This is a genomic window from Actinomadura rayongensis, from assembly GCF_009831215.1.
Taxonomy (GTDB): Bacteria; Actinomycetota; Actinomycetes; order Streptosporangiales; family Streptosporangiaceae; genus Spirillospora; species Spirillospora rayongensis.
In genome coordinates this window covers 430,779-444,295 of record NZ_WUTW01000001.1, presented here as the reverse complement: position 1 = coordinate 444,295, position 13,517 = coordinate 430,779, and the positions used below count along the sequence as shown (strand labels likewise).

Here is a 13,517-nt window from a genome sequence, read left to right as displayed (position 1 = left end):
TACCGGCTCAATACCGCGGGGCGCCGCGCGACCGCAGCACGCGCGGCCCGCGCCGCGTCCGCGCCTTCCAGCACGGCGTGTGCCAGTGCCGCCGCTCGTCCGCCCCGCCCGGCCCGTCCGCCGGCCATGCCACGACGTGCGGGACGCCCGCCGCGATCTCCTGGTCGCACCCCGGACACCGGTACGGCTTCACGGCCCGGGCGCCCGGAACCGGAACAACGTTCCAGGTACCGTCCGGCCCGTCCTCGACACCGGCGTTCCACGCCGCGCCGGACGCCCGGCGCCCCGGAACATCGCGACGGTTCTTGCGGGGGCTCATGCCGACCAGGATATTCCGTTGACATCCTCTCGCGCCGGTTCGCCCGAGATGCCCACTGCCCGCATGCGCGGGCCGGGCCGGGTTCCTGCTTCACCGCGCGGCGCCGGGACGGATCCCGGACTTACCCGTGCTCCACAGGCATTTAGCCTGTCCGTCTGTCCGACGGCCAGGATGTTGAGAGCCGCGTTCACGTCCCTGTCGTGAGCGGCACCACAGGCCGGACACGTCCACTCGCGGACGTGCAGAGGCTTTGACTCGCCTTTGAATCCACAGGTTGAGCAGACCTGCGAGGTAGGTTCGAACCTCTCGATCCGACCGAACGTTCGGCCGTACCGGGACGCCTTGTACTCCAGCATCGCGACGAACTGCGCCCATCCGGCGTCATGCACACTCTTGGCCAGCCGTGTCCGTCCGAGCCCGGCGACCGACAGGTTCTCCACGTAGATCGCTTGGTTGTCGCGAATCAAAGCAGTGGAGAGCTTGTGGGCGTGGTCTCTTCTGGCGTCGGCCACCTGAGCAAACAGCTTCGCGACACGACGCTTCGCCTTGCCTCGGTTCGCGCTGCCTTCCGTCTTACGAGCCAGAGCCTTCTGAGCTTTGCGCAGTTGCCGTTGCGCGCGCCGCAAAAAACGAGGGTTGTCGAATTTTCGGCCGTCGGACAGCACTGCGAAATGACACAGACCCAAGTCGATGCCGATTCGGCGCGACGCCTCCGGGAAGGCTGCGTCGACGGCATCGACGACGAACGATGCGAAATATCGGCCTGCGGCGTCTCGGAAGACCGTCACACTCGACGGGTCCGACGGCAGATCCCGTGACCAGCGGACGCGGATCTCACCGATCTTCGCGAGGTACAGGCGCTGGTTGCGGCGGACCGAGAACCCGTTGCGCGTCAGCCTGATCGCTTGCCGGGAATCCTTGCGCGACTTGAAGCGGGGCGCCGCGACCCGTGGACCCTTCCGGCGGCCGGTGACCGAGTCGAAGAAGTTCCGGTAGACGACGTGCAGGTCGGCGAGCGCCTGAACCAGCACCACCGAGGACACCTCGCCGAGCCATTCCCGGTCCGCAGTCCGTTTCGCCGCTGTAATGACCTGCTTCTGCAGCTCGGCGTCCCGGATGTAGGGCAGTCCGGCCGCGCGCGCAATCCGTCGTTGTACACGGTCCGCGCACAGCCGAACGCCCGCGCGAGCGCCTGCCGCTGAGCGGGCGTCGGGTAGACGCGGAACTGATATCGAAGCCGCACCACGCGATTCCATCACCGGACGCCTGATCGTTTCAGGTGGACTCAGCAATGTTCGGACCGCCGATGCGCAACATGCGAGACGCTCGTGTCCGGCCCGGTCAGTGCAGGGGGCGGGCGGCCGTCGCGTGTTCGCGGAGGATCGGGGCGGGGGCGAGGGCGGGTTCGCGGGACTCGTCGTAGAGGGCGTCGAGGACGGTCACGGCGCGGGCGGTGCCGAGGCGGTCCAGGTCGGCGATCGGGCCGGTCGGGTAGCCGCAGCCGAGCGTCATCGCGGCGTCGATGCTGGCGGCGTCGGCGTAGCCCGCGCCGAGCATGTGGGCGGCGTCGTTGAGGTAGGGGAAGCGCAGCGCGTCCACGATGCGGCCGGCGCGGTCGCGGCAGCGGACGGGGGTCAGGCCGAGGGCGGCGAGCGCGGCGGCGGCGCGGTCGGCGGCGGACGGGTCGGTGAGCGCGGTGACGGCGATCTCGGCGAGCGGCGTGCCCGCCTCGGGGAGCCAGAGGCCGACGACGTCGCCGGGGCGGCCGGTGGCGACGGCGCGGTCGGTGACCGGCGCGGACGAGAGGAACGCGACGACCGTGCCGGGCTTGACGGCGTCGGGCACGGCGGCGCCCTCGCCGACGATCACCAGGTCGGCGGCGGACGGGTCGGCGGAGCCCTCGATGCCGGGCACCGCGCCGACGACGGCGACGGCGGGCGCGGCGGCGGAGGTCTCGGCGGTCTCGGGCTCCGCGCCGTCGTAGGCGTAGAAGCCGCGTCCGGTCTTGCGGCCGAGCAGCCCGGCGGCGACGAGTTCGCGCAGCAGCGGCGACGGGGCGTGGCGGCGGTCGCGCGACTCGGCGTACACCGCGTCCAGGACGCCGAGGCAGGTGTCGAGCCCGATCAGGTCCATGAGCGTGAACGGCCCCATCGGCAGCCCGCCGCCGACCTTCATCGCGAGGTCGATGTCGTCGCGGGTCGCGTGCCCGTTCTCCAGCATCGCCGTGGCCTGGTTGAGGTAGCCGAACAGCAGCCGGTTGGCGACGAACCCGGCGCGGTCCCCGACCGTCACCGGCGTCTTGCCGAGCTTGGTGACGAGGTCGGCGACGCCCGCGACGGCGGTCGGCTCGGCGAGCACGGTCGTGATGACCTCGACCAGCTTCATCACCGGCGCCGGGTTGAAGAAGTGGACGCCGACGATCTTGGTGGGCCGGTTCGTGGCGACGGCGATCTCGGTGACCGAGAGGGACGAGGTGTTGGTGGCGAGCACGGCGTCCGCCCGGCACACCTCGTCCAGCCGCGCGAACACCTGGCGCTTGAGGTCGATCCGCTCCGGGACGGCCTCGATCACGAGATCGCAGTCCGCCAGCGCCGCGAAGTCGGTGGACAGCTCGATCCGGTCCAGGATCTCGCGCTGTCCGTCGGGGGTGAGCTTGCCGCGCTTGACGGCCCGTCCGGTGGACTTCTCCAGGTGGCCGCGCCCGCGCTCCAGCGCGTCCGCGTTGATCTCGATCCCGACGACGGGCAGGGCGCCCCGCGCGACGACCTCCGCGATGCCCGCGCCCATCGTCCCGAGTCCGACCACACCGACCTTGCTGAAGGAAACCGTGCTCATGCCCGCAGTCTCCCAGAGGGGTTTCGCGGGGTATGACCCGGAGGTGCGCTTCGGAGTCTTCCTGCTGGCCGCCCGCCTCCCCGGCGAGGACGACGCCGCGTCGCTCGACCGGACCGTCCGCGCCGCCGTCGCCGCCGAGCGGGCCGGGTTCGACGACGTCTGGCTCGCCGAGCACCATTTCATGCCCTACGGAGTGATCCCGTCGGCGCTCACGCTCGCCGGGCACATCCTCGGACGAACCCGGCGGATCACCGTCGGCACCGCCGTCACGGTGCTCCCGACCCGCCACCCGGTCGCGGTCGCCGAGGAGGCGGCGCTGCTCTCGCTGGTCTCGGGCGGACGGCTCACGCTCGGCGTCGGGCGCGGCGGCCCCTGGCAGGACCTGGAGGTCTTCGGGACGGGCCTCGCCCGCTACGAGAAGGGCTTCCCCGAGGCGCTGGACCTGCTGCTGGCGTGGCTGCGGTCCGAGCGCGTCGGCTGGACGGGCGACCACTTCGCGTTCCGTGAGGTCCCGGTCGTCCCGCGCGCCGCCGCGCCGCCGCCCGTCGTGGTGGCGTGCACGTCGCCGGAGACCGAGGCCGTCGCCGCCGCGCGCGGCCTGCCGATGCTGCTCGGGATGCACGTGGACGACGCCGAGAAAGCGCGGGCGGTGACGCGGCACGGCGTCCCGGCGCCGCACGTGTCGGCGCACCTGGCGCAGGTCGGCGCCTCCCGGGAGGCGGCGACGGACCTGCTGCTGCGCGAGATGCCGCGCTGGCTCGGCCCCGGTCTGGACGGTTATGTCCCGGTGGACGACCGTCCGCGCCCGGCCCGCGACCCCGAGGCGTACGTGCGGCGGCTCTGCGCGACGCATCCGGTGGGGAGCCCGGACGAGTGCGCCGCCGCGATCCGCGCCACGATGGCCATCACGGGTATCGACCGGCTGATGTTCCTGGTCGAGGGCGCGGGCTCGGCCGCCGCGACGCTGGAGAACCTCGAACGTCTCGGCACCGAGGTGCTGCCCCGCCTGAGGTCCTAGCCTGGGCGGCATGCGGGTGCGGGCGGCGCGGCCGGACGAGGCGGAGGCGCTGAGCGCGCTCGTCCTGCGGTCCAAGGCGCACTGGGGCTACGACGCGGCGTTCCTCGCGGCGTGCCGGGACGAGCTGCGGCTGCGGCCGGGCGACGTCGCGGCGCGGCGCGCGGTCGTCGCCGAGCAGGACGGCGCGGTCGCCGGCGTCGCCACCCTGGACGGCGACCCGCCGGACGGCGAACTCGGCCTGCTGTTCGTGGAACCGCGCGTCCTGCGGAACGGCGTCGGACAGCTGTTGTACCGGCACGTCCTCCACGAGGCCGGACGCCGGGGGTTCACCCGCGTGACCGTCCGGTCGGACCCGCACGCGGCGGGCTTCTACCGCGCGATGGGCGCCGAGCCCACCGCGCCGGACGCGGACCTGCCCGTCTTCACGGCGTGGCCGATCCGCCCGGAGCCCGCGTGGGCGCGCGCGTGGGCGGCGGGCGGCCCGGACGTCCGGGTCGGGAACGTCGCCGCGTTCAACGGCCAGTTCTCGGACGTTCCGCAGCGCCCCGACCACTACTCCTGCATGGTGACGTTCTGCGGGCCGCAGCCCGCCGGGCTGGTGCTGCCCGAGCGCGTGGACGCGTGGTGGCTCCGCGCGACCGCCGACACGCTCGGCTGGGACGACGTCCCGGCGCTCACCCGCGTCCCGGGCAGACGCGTCGTGCCGTGGGGCGAGACGGCCGCGCCGCCCGCCGTCATGGCCGCCGTCCGCAGGTACGAGTCGAAACGCCACGCCCACGCGCTGTTCACGGCCCTCGCACCCGGGCATCCGGGCATCGTCGTCCCCGCGCGCCGCCCGGTGCGCTCGCGGCGGGCGCTGGTCCGGGAGCTGGCCGCGGGGCCGCTCGTCCTGAAGGCGGAGTACGGCGTCGGCGGCTCCGGGACGCGCGTCGTGACCCCCGGCGGGCGCCTCCCGCGCCGCGTCGCGGGGCTGCTGGTGGAGGAGCACGTCGCGAAGGACGACCGCTTCCCCGACCCGACGTTCGACGCGTTCATCGACGGCGACGGGACCGTCCACCCCGTCGGCACCGGCCTGATGGACGTCGCCGGAACCGCCTACCAGGGCGTCACCGTCGGCCGCGTCCCGGACGCCATCGCGACGACGGCCGAGACGTTCGGCGTCGCGGTCGGCCGCGTGCTCGCCGAGGACGGCTATCGCGGCTGGTACGACGTCGACTTCGTCACCGCCCGGACGGGCCGCCTCGCCCCCACCGAGATCAACCTGCGCCTCACCGGCCCGGCCGTCGCGTTCCATCTCAAGGCGACGTTCGACCGACTGCGCGGCGGCGACCACCTCGTCCGGACGCTGGACCGCGTGCCGCTCGGCGCCCGCCTGCCCCCGGCCGCGCTGCGCCGCCACGTCGACAAGCTCACCCGGGCGTGCGCGGACGCCGTGCTCGTCGTGACGATCCCGACGGCGGCGTTCGACCCCGCCCCCTACCTCGGCGTCGCGCTCGCCGCCCGCACCCCCGAAGCCCTCGACAACGCCACAGAAGCCGTCAAAGACGCGAACCGGGCGCTCGGCGCGATGTTCCGGGACCTGGACGTCAGTCGTCGCGGTGCCGGGCGAACGCGAACGCGACGAGCACGCCCGCGGCGACCATCAGCGTGATGTTGAACCCGTAGACCAGCGCGGCCTGCGACCCCCAGTCCGTCTTGCCGGTGAGCCGGTAGGAGTTGTCCTGCGGCCACCACGACGCGAGCAGCCACACGACCGCCAGATGCGCGAGGCGGGTCAGCCACCGGGGCCGGTCGAACCGGTCGAGCATCGGGTGCCCGAACATGAGGAACGCGACGCCGAGCCCGAACGCCAGCGACTCGGCCAGGTAGAGCCCCCGGAAGAAGCCGGACCACGGCCCGGGCACGGCGGACACGTCGGTCGAACCGGGCCAGAACGCGTTCGTCAGTACGAGCGACAGCAGCGTCACGACGGCGGCCACGCCCAGCAGCGCGCCGATGCGCTCGCCGTCGCCGAACCCGCCGCCGCCCTTGCCGCCGCGCGGCGGGCCGGCCTGGACCGGCAGCGGCAGGGCGTCGCGGTCGACCTCGCCGGACGCCCGGCGCGGCAGCTCGTCCACCAGGACCACCGCGCGCGGGATCCGCGCGGAGCGCACCTTGGGGGCGTTCAGGAACGTCCGGACCTTCTGCGCGTCGAGGGACGGATCCGCGCTGACGACGTACGCCACCAGGACGTCCCGCCCGCTCGTCGCGCGGATCGTCGTGACCGCGCACTCGCGGACGGCCGGATGCCGGTTCAGCTCCGCCTCGACGTCGTCGTGGGCCATCGCACCTCCCGCCCGGGATGATGCCACGAACGCCCCGGACCGGACGATAAGCGGCGAAGCAACAATCACCCCGCCGGACGGCCGCAAACAGGCGTCCGGAACGCGCCGGGCGCCCGGGCGAACTAAGCTCGGGCGCCGTGCGTCTCGTTATCGCCCGGTGCAGCGTCGACTACGCCGGCAAGCTCACGGCCCATCTCCCCCTGGCGCTGCGCCTCGTCCTCATCAAGGCGGACGGCAGCGTGAGCGTCCATGCCGACGATCGCGCCTACAAGCCGCTGAACTGGATGAACCCGCCGTGCTCCCTCAAGGAGGAGCCGTTCGACGAGGGCGGCGCGATCGCCCGCTGGACGGTCACGCACGGCAAGTCCGGCGAACGGCTCATCCTCACGGTCCACGAGGTCCTGCACGACACCAGCCACGAACTGGGCCTGGACCCCGGCCTCCAGAAGGACGGCGTCGAGGCCCACCTCCAGGAACTGCTCGCCGAGCACATCACGACGCTCGGCGACGGCTACTCGCTCATCCGCCGCGAGTACCCGACCGCGATCGGCCCCGTCGACATCCTGTGCCGGGACGCGGCGGGCCGCACCGTCGCCGTCGAGCTGAAGCGCCGGGGCGAGATCGACGGCGTCGAGCAGCTGACGCGCTACCTCGAACTGCTGAACCGCGACCCGCTGATCGCGCCGGTGCGCGGGGTGTTCGCCGCGCAGGAGATCAAGCCGCAGGCGCGCGTCCTCGCCGCCGACCGGGGCATCGACTGCGTCACGCTCGACTACGACGCCCTGCGCGGCATCGAGCACGAGGGCACGCTGTTCTAGCCGGGTTCTAGGCGGACAGCCAGAGGTGGGCGACGGTCCTGGTCTCCTTGTTCGTCACCTCGATCTCCCGGTAGGCGGCCGGGTTGACCATGATGCTGGCGGCCGTCGCCTCGCCGAACAGGGCGCCGGAGACGAGCAGGCCGACGTCGGCGCCCGCGTCCTCGATCGCGTCCTTGAACGCGGCGGCGTCCAGCAGCCGCGCCATGTGGTTGACCGCGTCGCCGTGGACGCCGAACGGGTCCTCGTGGACCCGTCCGCTGTGGACGGCGACGCGCAGCCGGAGCCGGCTGATCGGGTTGGCGAGCCGGTTCGCGTGGCGCAGGAGCGCGGCGAGGTGGTGGGCGAGCGGGTCCATCGCCTCGGCCGGGTCCACGTCGAGCGGTGTGATGATGAGGACGCCGTCGCCCCGGTCCTCGAAGCGGCAGTCCTCCCACGGCAGTCCCGTGATCTTGAAGGCGTCGCTGAGGACGCCGTACATGCGGTCGCGCAGGAACGCCTGGGTGCCCGCGTCGCGCCGGCGGTCGTGGCCGAAGCCGACGATGTCGGTGCCGATGATGGTCCGGTTCATGGTCTCTTCTCGCTGGGGGGTCGTCGGGAGGCGCGCCGGGCGGTCACGGCGGCTCGTCGTCCATGAGCGGGTCGGCCCAGAACGCCTCCAGCTCGGCGGAGGTCAGGTCGCTGATCGGCGCGGCGCGCAGCCGCCGGCCGGTCCGGATCGACCAGACCGTGATCAGCGACAGCGCCAGATGGGCGGTGCGCGCCGGGTCCTCGGCGCGGTGGCGGTCGCCGGGCTGGTCGAACCGCTGGACGGTCGTCAGCGAACGTTCGACTGAGCGCATGGCGGCTCCTCTCGTTCGGACATTGCGACGGGGCACCACTCTGGCCGGAGCCACGACTTCCCGCGGCCAAATACGCTAATCCGGACGACATCGGATGACGCCGGATAAATACGGCTGCCATCCCGCCTATCCGGGTTTCCATCAGCCGAAATATCCGAATAGGCGATGGATCTTACGAGTCTCGTGTGACAAGAATCCGGATGGCGGCGAATGTGGCATCTGACGCAGTCATCGGAAGCAGCGATGGGATCATGACCCCGTCCGAACCGTCCGACCATCGACCAAGGCGGCACCGATGCCGAACGAGGAGCGTCAGATCAAGATCGCTGACGTCATCTCCCTACTTCAGGAGAATCGCCACATTTCGGGCGACCCATCCTTCGCGGCGATCGAAAGCCTCGCCGAAGACCTCGCCGCGCGCCCGCAGCCGGTGCTGGGCGTGGTGGTCAAGGAACTCCCCCACACGACCGTCAACGACCTGCTCAAACCGCGCGCCCCCGGCCGCCGGCGCCGGCGGCCCCGGCAGGACTTCGTGGAGTCGCTGTGGGCGACGCTGGCCGTCTACGGCATCGCGCACGGCAAGAACAAGAACGCGATGCACTCGCTGGCCGAACTGCGCGCCCGGATGGCCGCGATCGACGCGGCCTCGACCCCGTCCGGCGCCGACCTCGCGCGGGCCCACGGCCTCGCGGACGCGACGTCGGCCAAGGCGGCGGCGGAGGAACTGCTCAACGGCACGCACGGCTGCTGCTCCCTGGCCTCGCCGCGGGCCGGCGACGCGGGCGGGGCCGTCCGCGCCGAGGTCGACGCGGACCAGGTCCGGACCGTCCAGCGCTGCGCCAAGTTGCGCGACACGCGGCTGCGCTCCCCGCGCGTGTGGTGGTACGGCTTCCGGGACGTCGTCCCGCCGTGGTTCGAGGTCTACCTCACGCTGGAGCCCGAGCTGGAGTCGATCCGCACCTACGCGCCGCGCCGCGTCCCCGGCCTGCTCCAGACGCCCGCCTACGCGAAGCACGCGATCGCCGGCCTCGGCGCCCTGTCCCCCGTCGAGATCGCCCGCCGCGTCGAATTGCGCCTCGCCCGCCAGCAGATCCTGCACCGCTCCGACCCGCCCGTGCTGTGGCACGTGATCGAGGAAAGGGCGCTGCTCCCCGGCGGTTTCCCCGACGACGTCCGCCGCGACCAGATCCGGCATCTCCTCGATCTCGCGCGGCTCCCCCATGTGTGCATTCAGCTCATGCCGTCCGGCGGCGACGGCGCGAGCGACGGCCCTTTGACGCTCCTGCGCCTTCCCGAACAGGGATTTCCGGACCTGATTTTCCTGGAGCAGGCCAACCACGGGCTTTATCCGCACGGCCCCGGCGACGAGCGCTACTACGCCGGGCTGTTCAACTCCCTCGCGACCCAGGCGTCCACTCCCGACGCGAGCGTGCACCGGCTGCACGACCTTCTTGGCCGACTCCAGCCAGAAGATCATTGACGCGTGCGCCGTCCCGCCGCGTTTGTTTTCATGGAGGGACGTCGCACGCGGGAGGCCGGGAATGAGCACCGACGACGACTTCTTCGCCGCCGCCGAACAGGACCTGCTCGCGGGGATCGACACGACCGTCCCGCACTCGGCGCGCATCTGGAACTACTGGCTCGGCGGCAACGACAACTTTCCCGTCGACCGGCAGGCCGGCGACGAGTACACGCGCGTCTATCCCGGAATCATCGACCTGGCCCGCGCGTCGCGGGAATTCCTCGGCCGCGCCGTCGCGTACCTGGCGGCCGAGCGGGGCGTGCGGCAGTTCCTCGACGTCGGGACGGGCCTGCCCACCGAGGACAACACCCACCAGGTCGCGCAGCGGATCGCGCCGGACGCCGGGATCGTCTACGTCGATAACGACCCGATGGTCCTCGCGCACGCCCGCGCGCTGCTCACCGGCCGGCGCGGCGGGTCCACCCACTACATCGACGCCGACGTCCGCGACCCCGACACGATCATCGACCGGGCGCGCGAGCACCTGGACTTCGAGCGTCCGGTGGCGCTGCTGCTGATGGGCGTCCTCGGTCACATCGCCGACGACGCCGAGGCCGCCGAGATCGTCGCGCGGCTGCTCGACCGGCTGCCGTCCGGCGGGTTCCTCGCGCTCTACGACGGCACCGCGACCGACGAGGCGTTCCTCGCGGCGCAGCAGGGCTACGACGACACCGGCGCCGTCCCGTACCGACTGCGCAGCCCCGCGCAGGTCACCGCGTTCTTCACCGGCCTTGAGCCGGTCGCGCCCGGCATCGTGCCGATCGCCCGCTGGCGGCCCGCGCCCGGCCGGACGGCCGCCGACGTCGACGCCTACGGCGGAGTGGGCCGCAAGCCCTGACCGGCGCTATCGTGCCGGTCGTGCCGGGTCACGCCGCGAGTCCCGGTAGCGTCGGGGGCGGTACGGGGAGCACGGGGGTGGGGATGTTCGCGCACGGACGGACGGCCGGACGGCCGGAGGTGCGGCCGAGCCCGCTGTTCCTCGCCATCGCGGCGGTCACCGCCCTGTGCGGGCTGATCTGCTGGCGCTACGAGCTGATCATCGAGCGGCCCGCGCGGATCGCGGTGTTCGGGTTCGTGGTCGCGGGCTGGGTGCTGACGCTGTGCGTCCACGAGTTCGCGCACGCCTACTTCGCCTACCGGTCCGGCGACCACTCCGTCGCGACGCGCGGCTACCTGACGCTGAACCCGCTGCACTACGCCGACCGCGTGCTCAGCTTCGCGATCCCGGTCGTGTTCATCCTGCTCGGCGGGATCGGCCTGCCCGGCGGCGCGGTCTGGCTGGACCGGCACGCGATCCGCGGCCGGGCGCGGCAGAGCCTCGTGTCGGCGGCGGGTCCGCTGGCGAACGTCCTCTTCGCGATCATGCTGTCGGTCGTGTTCAAGAACTTCGCGACGCGCGAGCACGGCGTGTTCTGGACGGCCATCGCGTTCCTCGGGTTCCTCCAGGTGACGGCCGCGCTGCTCAACATCCTGCCGATCCCCGGCCTGGACGGCTTCGGGATCGCCGAGCCGTACCTGCCCCGTCCGGTCAAGGCGTGGGCCGACCAGTACGGCGGCTTCGTGTTCCTCGGGCTGCTCGCGGTGCTGTGGCTCGTCCCGGCCGCCAACGAGGCGTTCTTCGACGCGACCTACCGGCTGTGCGACGCGATCGGCCTGAACGGCTCCGACATCCAGATCGGCCGCGCCCTGTTCGAGTTCTGGCGCGACTGACTCGCCGTCAGCCGCCGAGGCGGCGCAGCAGCGCGCGGAGCTGCCCGGCGTAGCGCGCGCGGAACTCGGGCCCGGCCGGGTCCAGGCCGGTGACGGTCCGGATCGTCGGCGCGTGCGCGATCGGCGCGGTGACGAGCGCGTGCAGCATGATCATGATGAGGCCGGGATCGAACTCCGGGGCGATCTCGCCCTCGGCCTGGCGGCGGCGCAGGGCCGCCAGGTCCTCGGGCGGGCCGGGCGGGACGGCGTCCGGACGCTCGGTGAGCGCGCGCCAGAGGGCGAGCCGCGCGCCGCGCGGGTCGTCCAGCGCGGCGGTCAGGTACCGCAGGACCAGCTCGTCCAGCGGCAGGGACGGGTCGGCGAACTCCTCCTCGCGCGCCAGCCAGCGGTCGCGCAGCGCGCGGTACAGGCCCTCCTTGCCGCCGAAGTGGTAGCTGATCAGCTGCTTGTTGACCCCGGCGCGGTCGGCGATGTCCTGGACGCGCGCGCCCGCGTAGCCCTTCTCGGAGAAGACGTCGTGCGCGGCGTCCAGGAGCGCGCGGCGGGTCCGTTCGGGGTCCTGCCTGCGGTCTTCCGGCGCGGGGCTGCGGCGCGGGGCCGTCGGTGGGGTCACGGGCGCAGGATACCGAAACCTCATCCATCCGGATGTTTGATAAGTTCAACCAACCAGATGAAAGGGGCTCCCATGTATCTCATCGCCGGTGCGACCGGAAACGTCGGCCGCCATGTGGTGACCGGCCTGGTCGCCGCGAACGAGCCGGTCCGCGCCCTCACCCGCGACCCGGCGGCGGCCGGCCTCCCGGCGGGCGCGGCGGCCGTCGCGACCGCCGACGCCGCCGCCGACGCGACCCTGGACGGCGTCACGGGCGTCTTCGTCCACGCGGCCGTCTTCCACGGCGACCTGCCCGGGTTCCTCGCCGCCGCCAAGGCCCACGGGGTGAAGCGCGTGGTGACGCTGTCGTCCCTGGCGTCCGTCAGCCCCGGCAACCCGATCGGCGACCACCACCTCGCGCTGGAGCGGCAGATCGAGGACTCCGGGCTGGAGTGGGTGCACCTGCGGCCGGGCGCGTTCGCGGTGAACACGCTCGCGTGGGCCGGGCAGATCCGCGGCGACGGCGTCGTCCGCCTGCCCTACCCCGACTCCCACACCAACGCGATCCACGAGCGCGACATCGCCGACGTCGCCGTCCGCGCGTTCCTGACCGACGACCTGGTCGGCGCCCGGCCCGTCCTGACCGGCCCGGAGTCGCTGCGGCAGGACGAGCAGGTCCGGCTCATCGGCGCGGCGATCGGCCGCGAGCTGACCGCCGAGCGGATCGACGCCAAGGTCGCCCGGGACGCGATGGTCGGCGGCTTCGTCACCGAGGCGATGGCCGACTGGATGCTCGAAGCCCAGGCCGAGATGGTCGACAACCCCGCCCCGATCTCCCCCGAGACCGAGCGGATCCTCGGGCGTCCGGGCCGCACGTTCGCGGACTGGGCCGTCGAGCACGCCGCCGACTTCGCCTGACCCCCGCCCGCCTGACGGCCGCGCCCGCGCGCGGCCGTCAGTCCCCGGCGGCCCGCGCCTCGACCTCGCCCCGCGCCCAGCGCGCCCAGTCGCGGCGCATCTCCATGAACCGCTTGCCGTACTCGATGACGAGCCCGCCGTAGAAGGACAGGTCGTCCTCCTTCCACGGGATCCGCTCGTCCAGCGCGACCAGCTCGTCCAGCAGCCCGTCGATCCCGGCGGAGTCGGCGTCCAGCAGCTCGGCGGCCGTGTCCGCGCCGACCTGGCCGAGGAAGAACACGCGCAGCAGCGGCTCGTCCCGCCGCAGGTAGCGCGGCCGGGTCTCGGTGAGCCAGCGGCGCATCTCCGCGCGGCCCGCCTCGGTGATCGCGTACTCCTTGCGTCCGCGCGGCCCCTCGGCCGCGACGCGGATCAGGCCGTCCGCCGCGAGCCGGCCCAGCTCGCCGTAGATCTGGCTCTGCGTGGCCGTCCAGACGTTCGCCAGCGACAGGTCGAACAGCTTCAGCAGGTCGTAGCCGCTGGCGCCCTCCAGTTCGGCGATCAGTCCCAGCACGGCGTGGCGAAGGCTCATGGACCGCGAGCATATCTCAGTGTTGACATGTCAAAAGTGGAATGTCATCGT

At 72.7% G+C, this 13,517-nt stretch carries 15 protein-coding genes and 1 pseudogene; 7 read left to right on the top strand and 9 right to left on the bottom strand.

Annotation, left to right across the window (positions count from 1 at the left end; genetic code table 11):
* Nucleotides 1-7: 7 nt before the first annotated feature.
* The 4 genes and pseudogenes from GQ466_RS02130 to GQ466_RS02120 form a co-directional block, all read right to left on the bottom strand.
* Nucleotides 8-319, bottom strand: a complete 312-nt coding sequence (locus tag GQ466_RS02130; RefSeq protein ID WP_161101061.1) for an ATP/GTP-binding protein — start codon at nt 317-319, stop codon at nt 8-10.
* Complete coding sequence (locus tag GQ466_RS02125) at nt 316-1,407, bottom strand: RNA-guided endonuclease InsQ/TnpB family protein (protein WP_337193389.1); 1,092 nt, start codon at nt 1,405-1,407, stop codon at nt 316-318. The genes GQ466_RS02130 and GQ466_RS02125 overlap by 4 nt, the downstream gene beginning before the upstream one ends.
* A gap of 95 nt (nt 1,408-1,502) precedes the next feature.
* Nucleotides 1,503-1,562 (bottom strand): annotated as a pseudogene (locus tag GQ466_RS32585) (helix-turn-helix domain-containing protein); the annotation flags it as partial.
* A gap of 98 nt (nt 1,563-1,660) precedes the next feature.
* The gene (locus GQ466_RS02120) at nt 1,661-3,154 is read right to left on the bottom strand and encodes a 3-hydroxyacyl-CoA dehydrogenase family protein (protein WP_161101060.1); all 1,494 of its coding nucleotides are present in this window, start codon (nt 3,152-3,154) and stop codon (nt 1,661-1,663) included.
* Between the two features lie 43 nt (nt 3,155-3,197).
* Here GQ466_RS02120 and GQ466_RS02115 point away from each other — a divergent pair, with 43 nt between their 5' ends.
* Together GQ466_RS02115 and GQ466_RS30575 are read left to right on the top strand one after the other, a co-directional pair.
* Nucleotides 3,198-4,172 (top strand): LLM class flavin-dependent oxidoreductase, encoded by a 975-nt coding sequence (locus GQ466_RS02115; RefSeq protein WP_161101059.1) that lies wholly within the window; start codon nt 3,198-3,200, stop codon nt 4,170-4,172.
* A 10-nt stretch (nt 4,173-4,182) separates the two neighbouring features.
* Nucleotides 4,183-5,823 (top strand): GNAT family N-acetyltransferase, encoded by a 1,641-nt coding sequence (locus tag GQ466_RS30575; protein WP_202419930.1) that lies wholly within the window; start codon nt 4,183-4,185, stop codon nt 5,821-5,823.
* Here GQ466_RS30575 and GQ466_RS02105 read toward each other — a convergent pair.
* Nucleotides 5,759-6,496, bottom strand: coding sequence for an AMP-binding enzyme (locus GQ466_RS02105; RefSeq protein ID WP_161101058.1), 738 nt, complete (start codon nt 6,494-6,496; stop codon nt 5,759-5,761). The two genes, GQ466_RS30575 and GQ466_RS02105, sit on opposite strands and share 65 nt — an antisense overlap.
* 137 nt (nt 6,497-6,633) lie before the next feature.
* Between GQ466_RS02105 and nucS the strand changes: the two genes are divergently transcribed.
* Nucleotides 6,634-7,314 carry an endonuclease NucS gene (nucS, locus tag GQ466_RS02100; protein ID WP_161101057.1) on the top strand — a complete coding sequence of 227 codons (681 nt, stop codon included), beginning with the start codon at nt 6,634-6,636 and terminating at the stop codon, nt 7,312-7,314.
* Between the two features lie 7 nt (nt 7,315-7,321).
* On the opposite strand, the gene GQ466_RS02095 is transcribed toward nucS, so the two are convergent.
* The gene (locus GQ466_RS02095; protein ID WP_161101056.1) at nt 7,322-7,882 is read right to left on the bottom strand and encodes an adenylate/guanylate cyclase domain-containing protein; all 561 of its coding nucleotides are present in this window, start codon (nt 7,880-7,882) and stop codon (nt 7,322-7,324) included.
* Nucleotides 7,883-7,925: 43 nt separating this feature from the next.
* The gene (locus GQ466_RS02090; protein WP_161101055.1) at nt 7,926-8,153 is read right to left on the bottom strand and encodes a hypothetical protein; all 228 of its coding nucleotides are present in this window, start codon (nt 8,151-8,153) and stop codon (nt 7,926-7,928) included.
* Nucleotides 8,154-8,448: 295 nt separating this feature from the next.
* On the opposite strand from GQ466_RS02090, the gene GQ466_RS02085 reads away from it, so the two are divergent.
* The 3 genes from GQ466_RS02085 to GQ466_RS02075 all read left to right on the top strand — a co-directional run bounded on the left by GQ466_RS02085 (nt 8,449) and on the right by GQ466_RS02075 (nt 11,385).
* On the top strand, nt 8,449-9,633 hold the full coding sequence (locus GQ466_RS02085) for a DUF5753 domain-containing protein (protein ID WP_161101054.1): 1,185 nt from the start codon (nt 8,449-8,451) through the stop codon (nt 9,631-9,633).
* Nucleotides 9,634-9,694: 61 nt separating this feature from the next.
* Nucleotides 9,695-10,513, top strand: coding sequence for an SAM-dependent methyltransferase (locus tag GQ466_RS02080; RefSeq protein WP_161101053.1), 819 nt, complete (start codon nt 9,695-9,697; stop codon nt 10,511-10,513).
* An 83-nt stretch (nt 10,514-10,596) separates the two neighbouring features.
* Nucleotides 10,597-11,385: a site-2 protease family protein gene (locus GQ466_RS02075; protein ID WP_161102344.1), complete on the top strand. Its 789-nt coding sequence runs from the start codon at nt 10,597-10,599 to the stop codon at nt 11,383-11,385.
* A gap of 7 nt (nt 11,386-11,392) precedes the next feature.
* On the opposite strand, the gene GQ466_RS02070 is transcribed toward GQ466_RS02075, so the two are convergent.
* Nucleotides 11,393-11,998 (bottom strand): TetR family transcriptional regulator, encoded by a 606-nt coding sequence (locus tag GQ466_RS02070; protein ID WP_337193277.1) that lies wholly within the window; start codon nt 11,996-11,998, stop codon nt 11,393-11,395.
* A 72-nt stretch (nt 11,999-12,070) separates the two neighbouring features.
* On the opposite strand from GQ466_RS02070, the gene GQ466_RS02065 reads away from it, so the two are divergent.
* Nucleotides 12,071-12,895: an SDR family oxidoreductase gene (locus GQ466_RS02065; RefSeq protein ID WP_161101051.1), complete on the top strand. Its 825-nt coding sequence runs from the start codon at nt 12,071-12,073 to the stop codon at nt 12,893-12,895.
* Nucleotides 12,896-12,932: 37 nt separating this feature from the next.
* Here the strand turns inward: GQ466_RS02065 and GQ466_RS02060 are convergent, their stop codons facing one another.
* Nucleotides 12,933-13,466 carry a PadR family transcriptional regulator gene (locus GQ466_RS02060; protein WP_161101050.1) on the bottom strand — a complete coding sequence of 178 codons (534 nt, stop codon included), beginning with the start codon at nt 13,464-13,466 and terminating at the stop codon, nt 12,933-12,935.
* Between the last annotated feature and the right edge of the window lie 51 nt (nt 13,467-13,517).

Bases quoted from the DNA above. Each gene is read 5' to 3' on its own strand.
- GQ466_RS02130 (WP_161101061.1), bottom strand. From the start codon at position 319: ATGAGCCCCCGCAAGAACCGTCGCGATGTTCCGGGGCGCCGGGCGTCC.
- GQ466_RS02120 (WP_161101060.1), bottom strand. From the start codon at position 3,154: ATGAGCACGGTTTCCTTCAGCAAGGTCGGTGTGGTCGGACTCGGGACG.
- GQ466_RS30575 (WP_202419930.1), top strand. From the start codon at position 4,183: ATGCGGGTGCGGGCGGCGCGGCCGGACGAGGCGGAGGCGCTGAGCGCG.
- GQ466_RS02105 (WP_161101058.1), bottom strand. From the start codon at position 6,496: ATGGCCCACGACGACGTCGAGGCGGAGCTGAACCGGCATCCGGCCGTC.
- GQ466_RS02095 (WP_161101056.1), bottom strand. From the start codon at position 7,882: ATGAACCGGACCATCATCGGCACCGACATCGTCGGCTTCGGCCACGAC.
- GQ466_RS02090 (WP_161101055.1), bottom strand. From the start codon at position 8,153: ATGCGCTCAGTCGAACGTTCGCTGACGACCGTCCAGCGGTTCGACCAG.
- GQ466_RS02085 (WP_161101054.1), top strand. From the start codon at position 8,449: ATGCCGAACGAGGAGCGTCAGATCAAGATCGCTGACGTCATCTCCCTA.
- GQ466_RS02080 (WP_161101053.1), top strand. From the start codon at position 9,695: ATGAGCACCGACGACGACTTCTTCGCCGCCGCCGAACAGGACCTGCTC.
- GQ466_RS02075 (WP_161102344.1), top strand. From the start codon at position 10,597: ATGTTCGCGCACGGACGGACGGCCGGACGGCCGGAGGTGCGGCCGAGC.
- GQ466_RS02065 (WP_161101051.1), top strand. From the start codon at position 12,071: ATGTATCTCATCGCCGGTGCGACCGGAAACGTCGGCCGCCATGTGGTG.
- GQ466_RS02060 (WP_161101050.1), bottom strand. From the start codon at position 13,466: ATGAGCCTTCGCCACGCCGTGCTGGGACTGATCGCCGAACTGGAGGGC.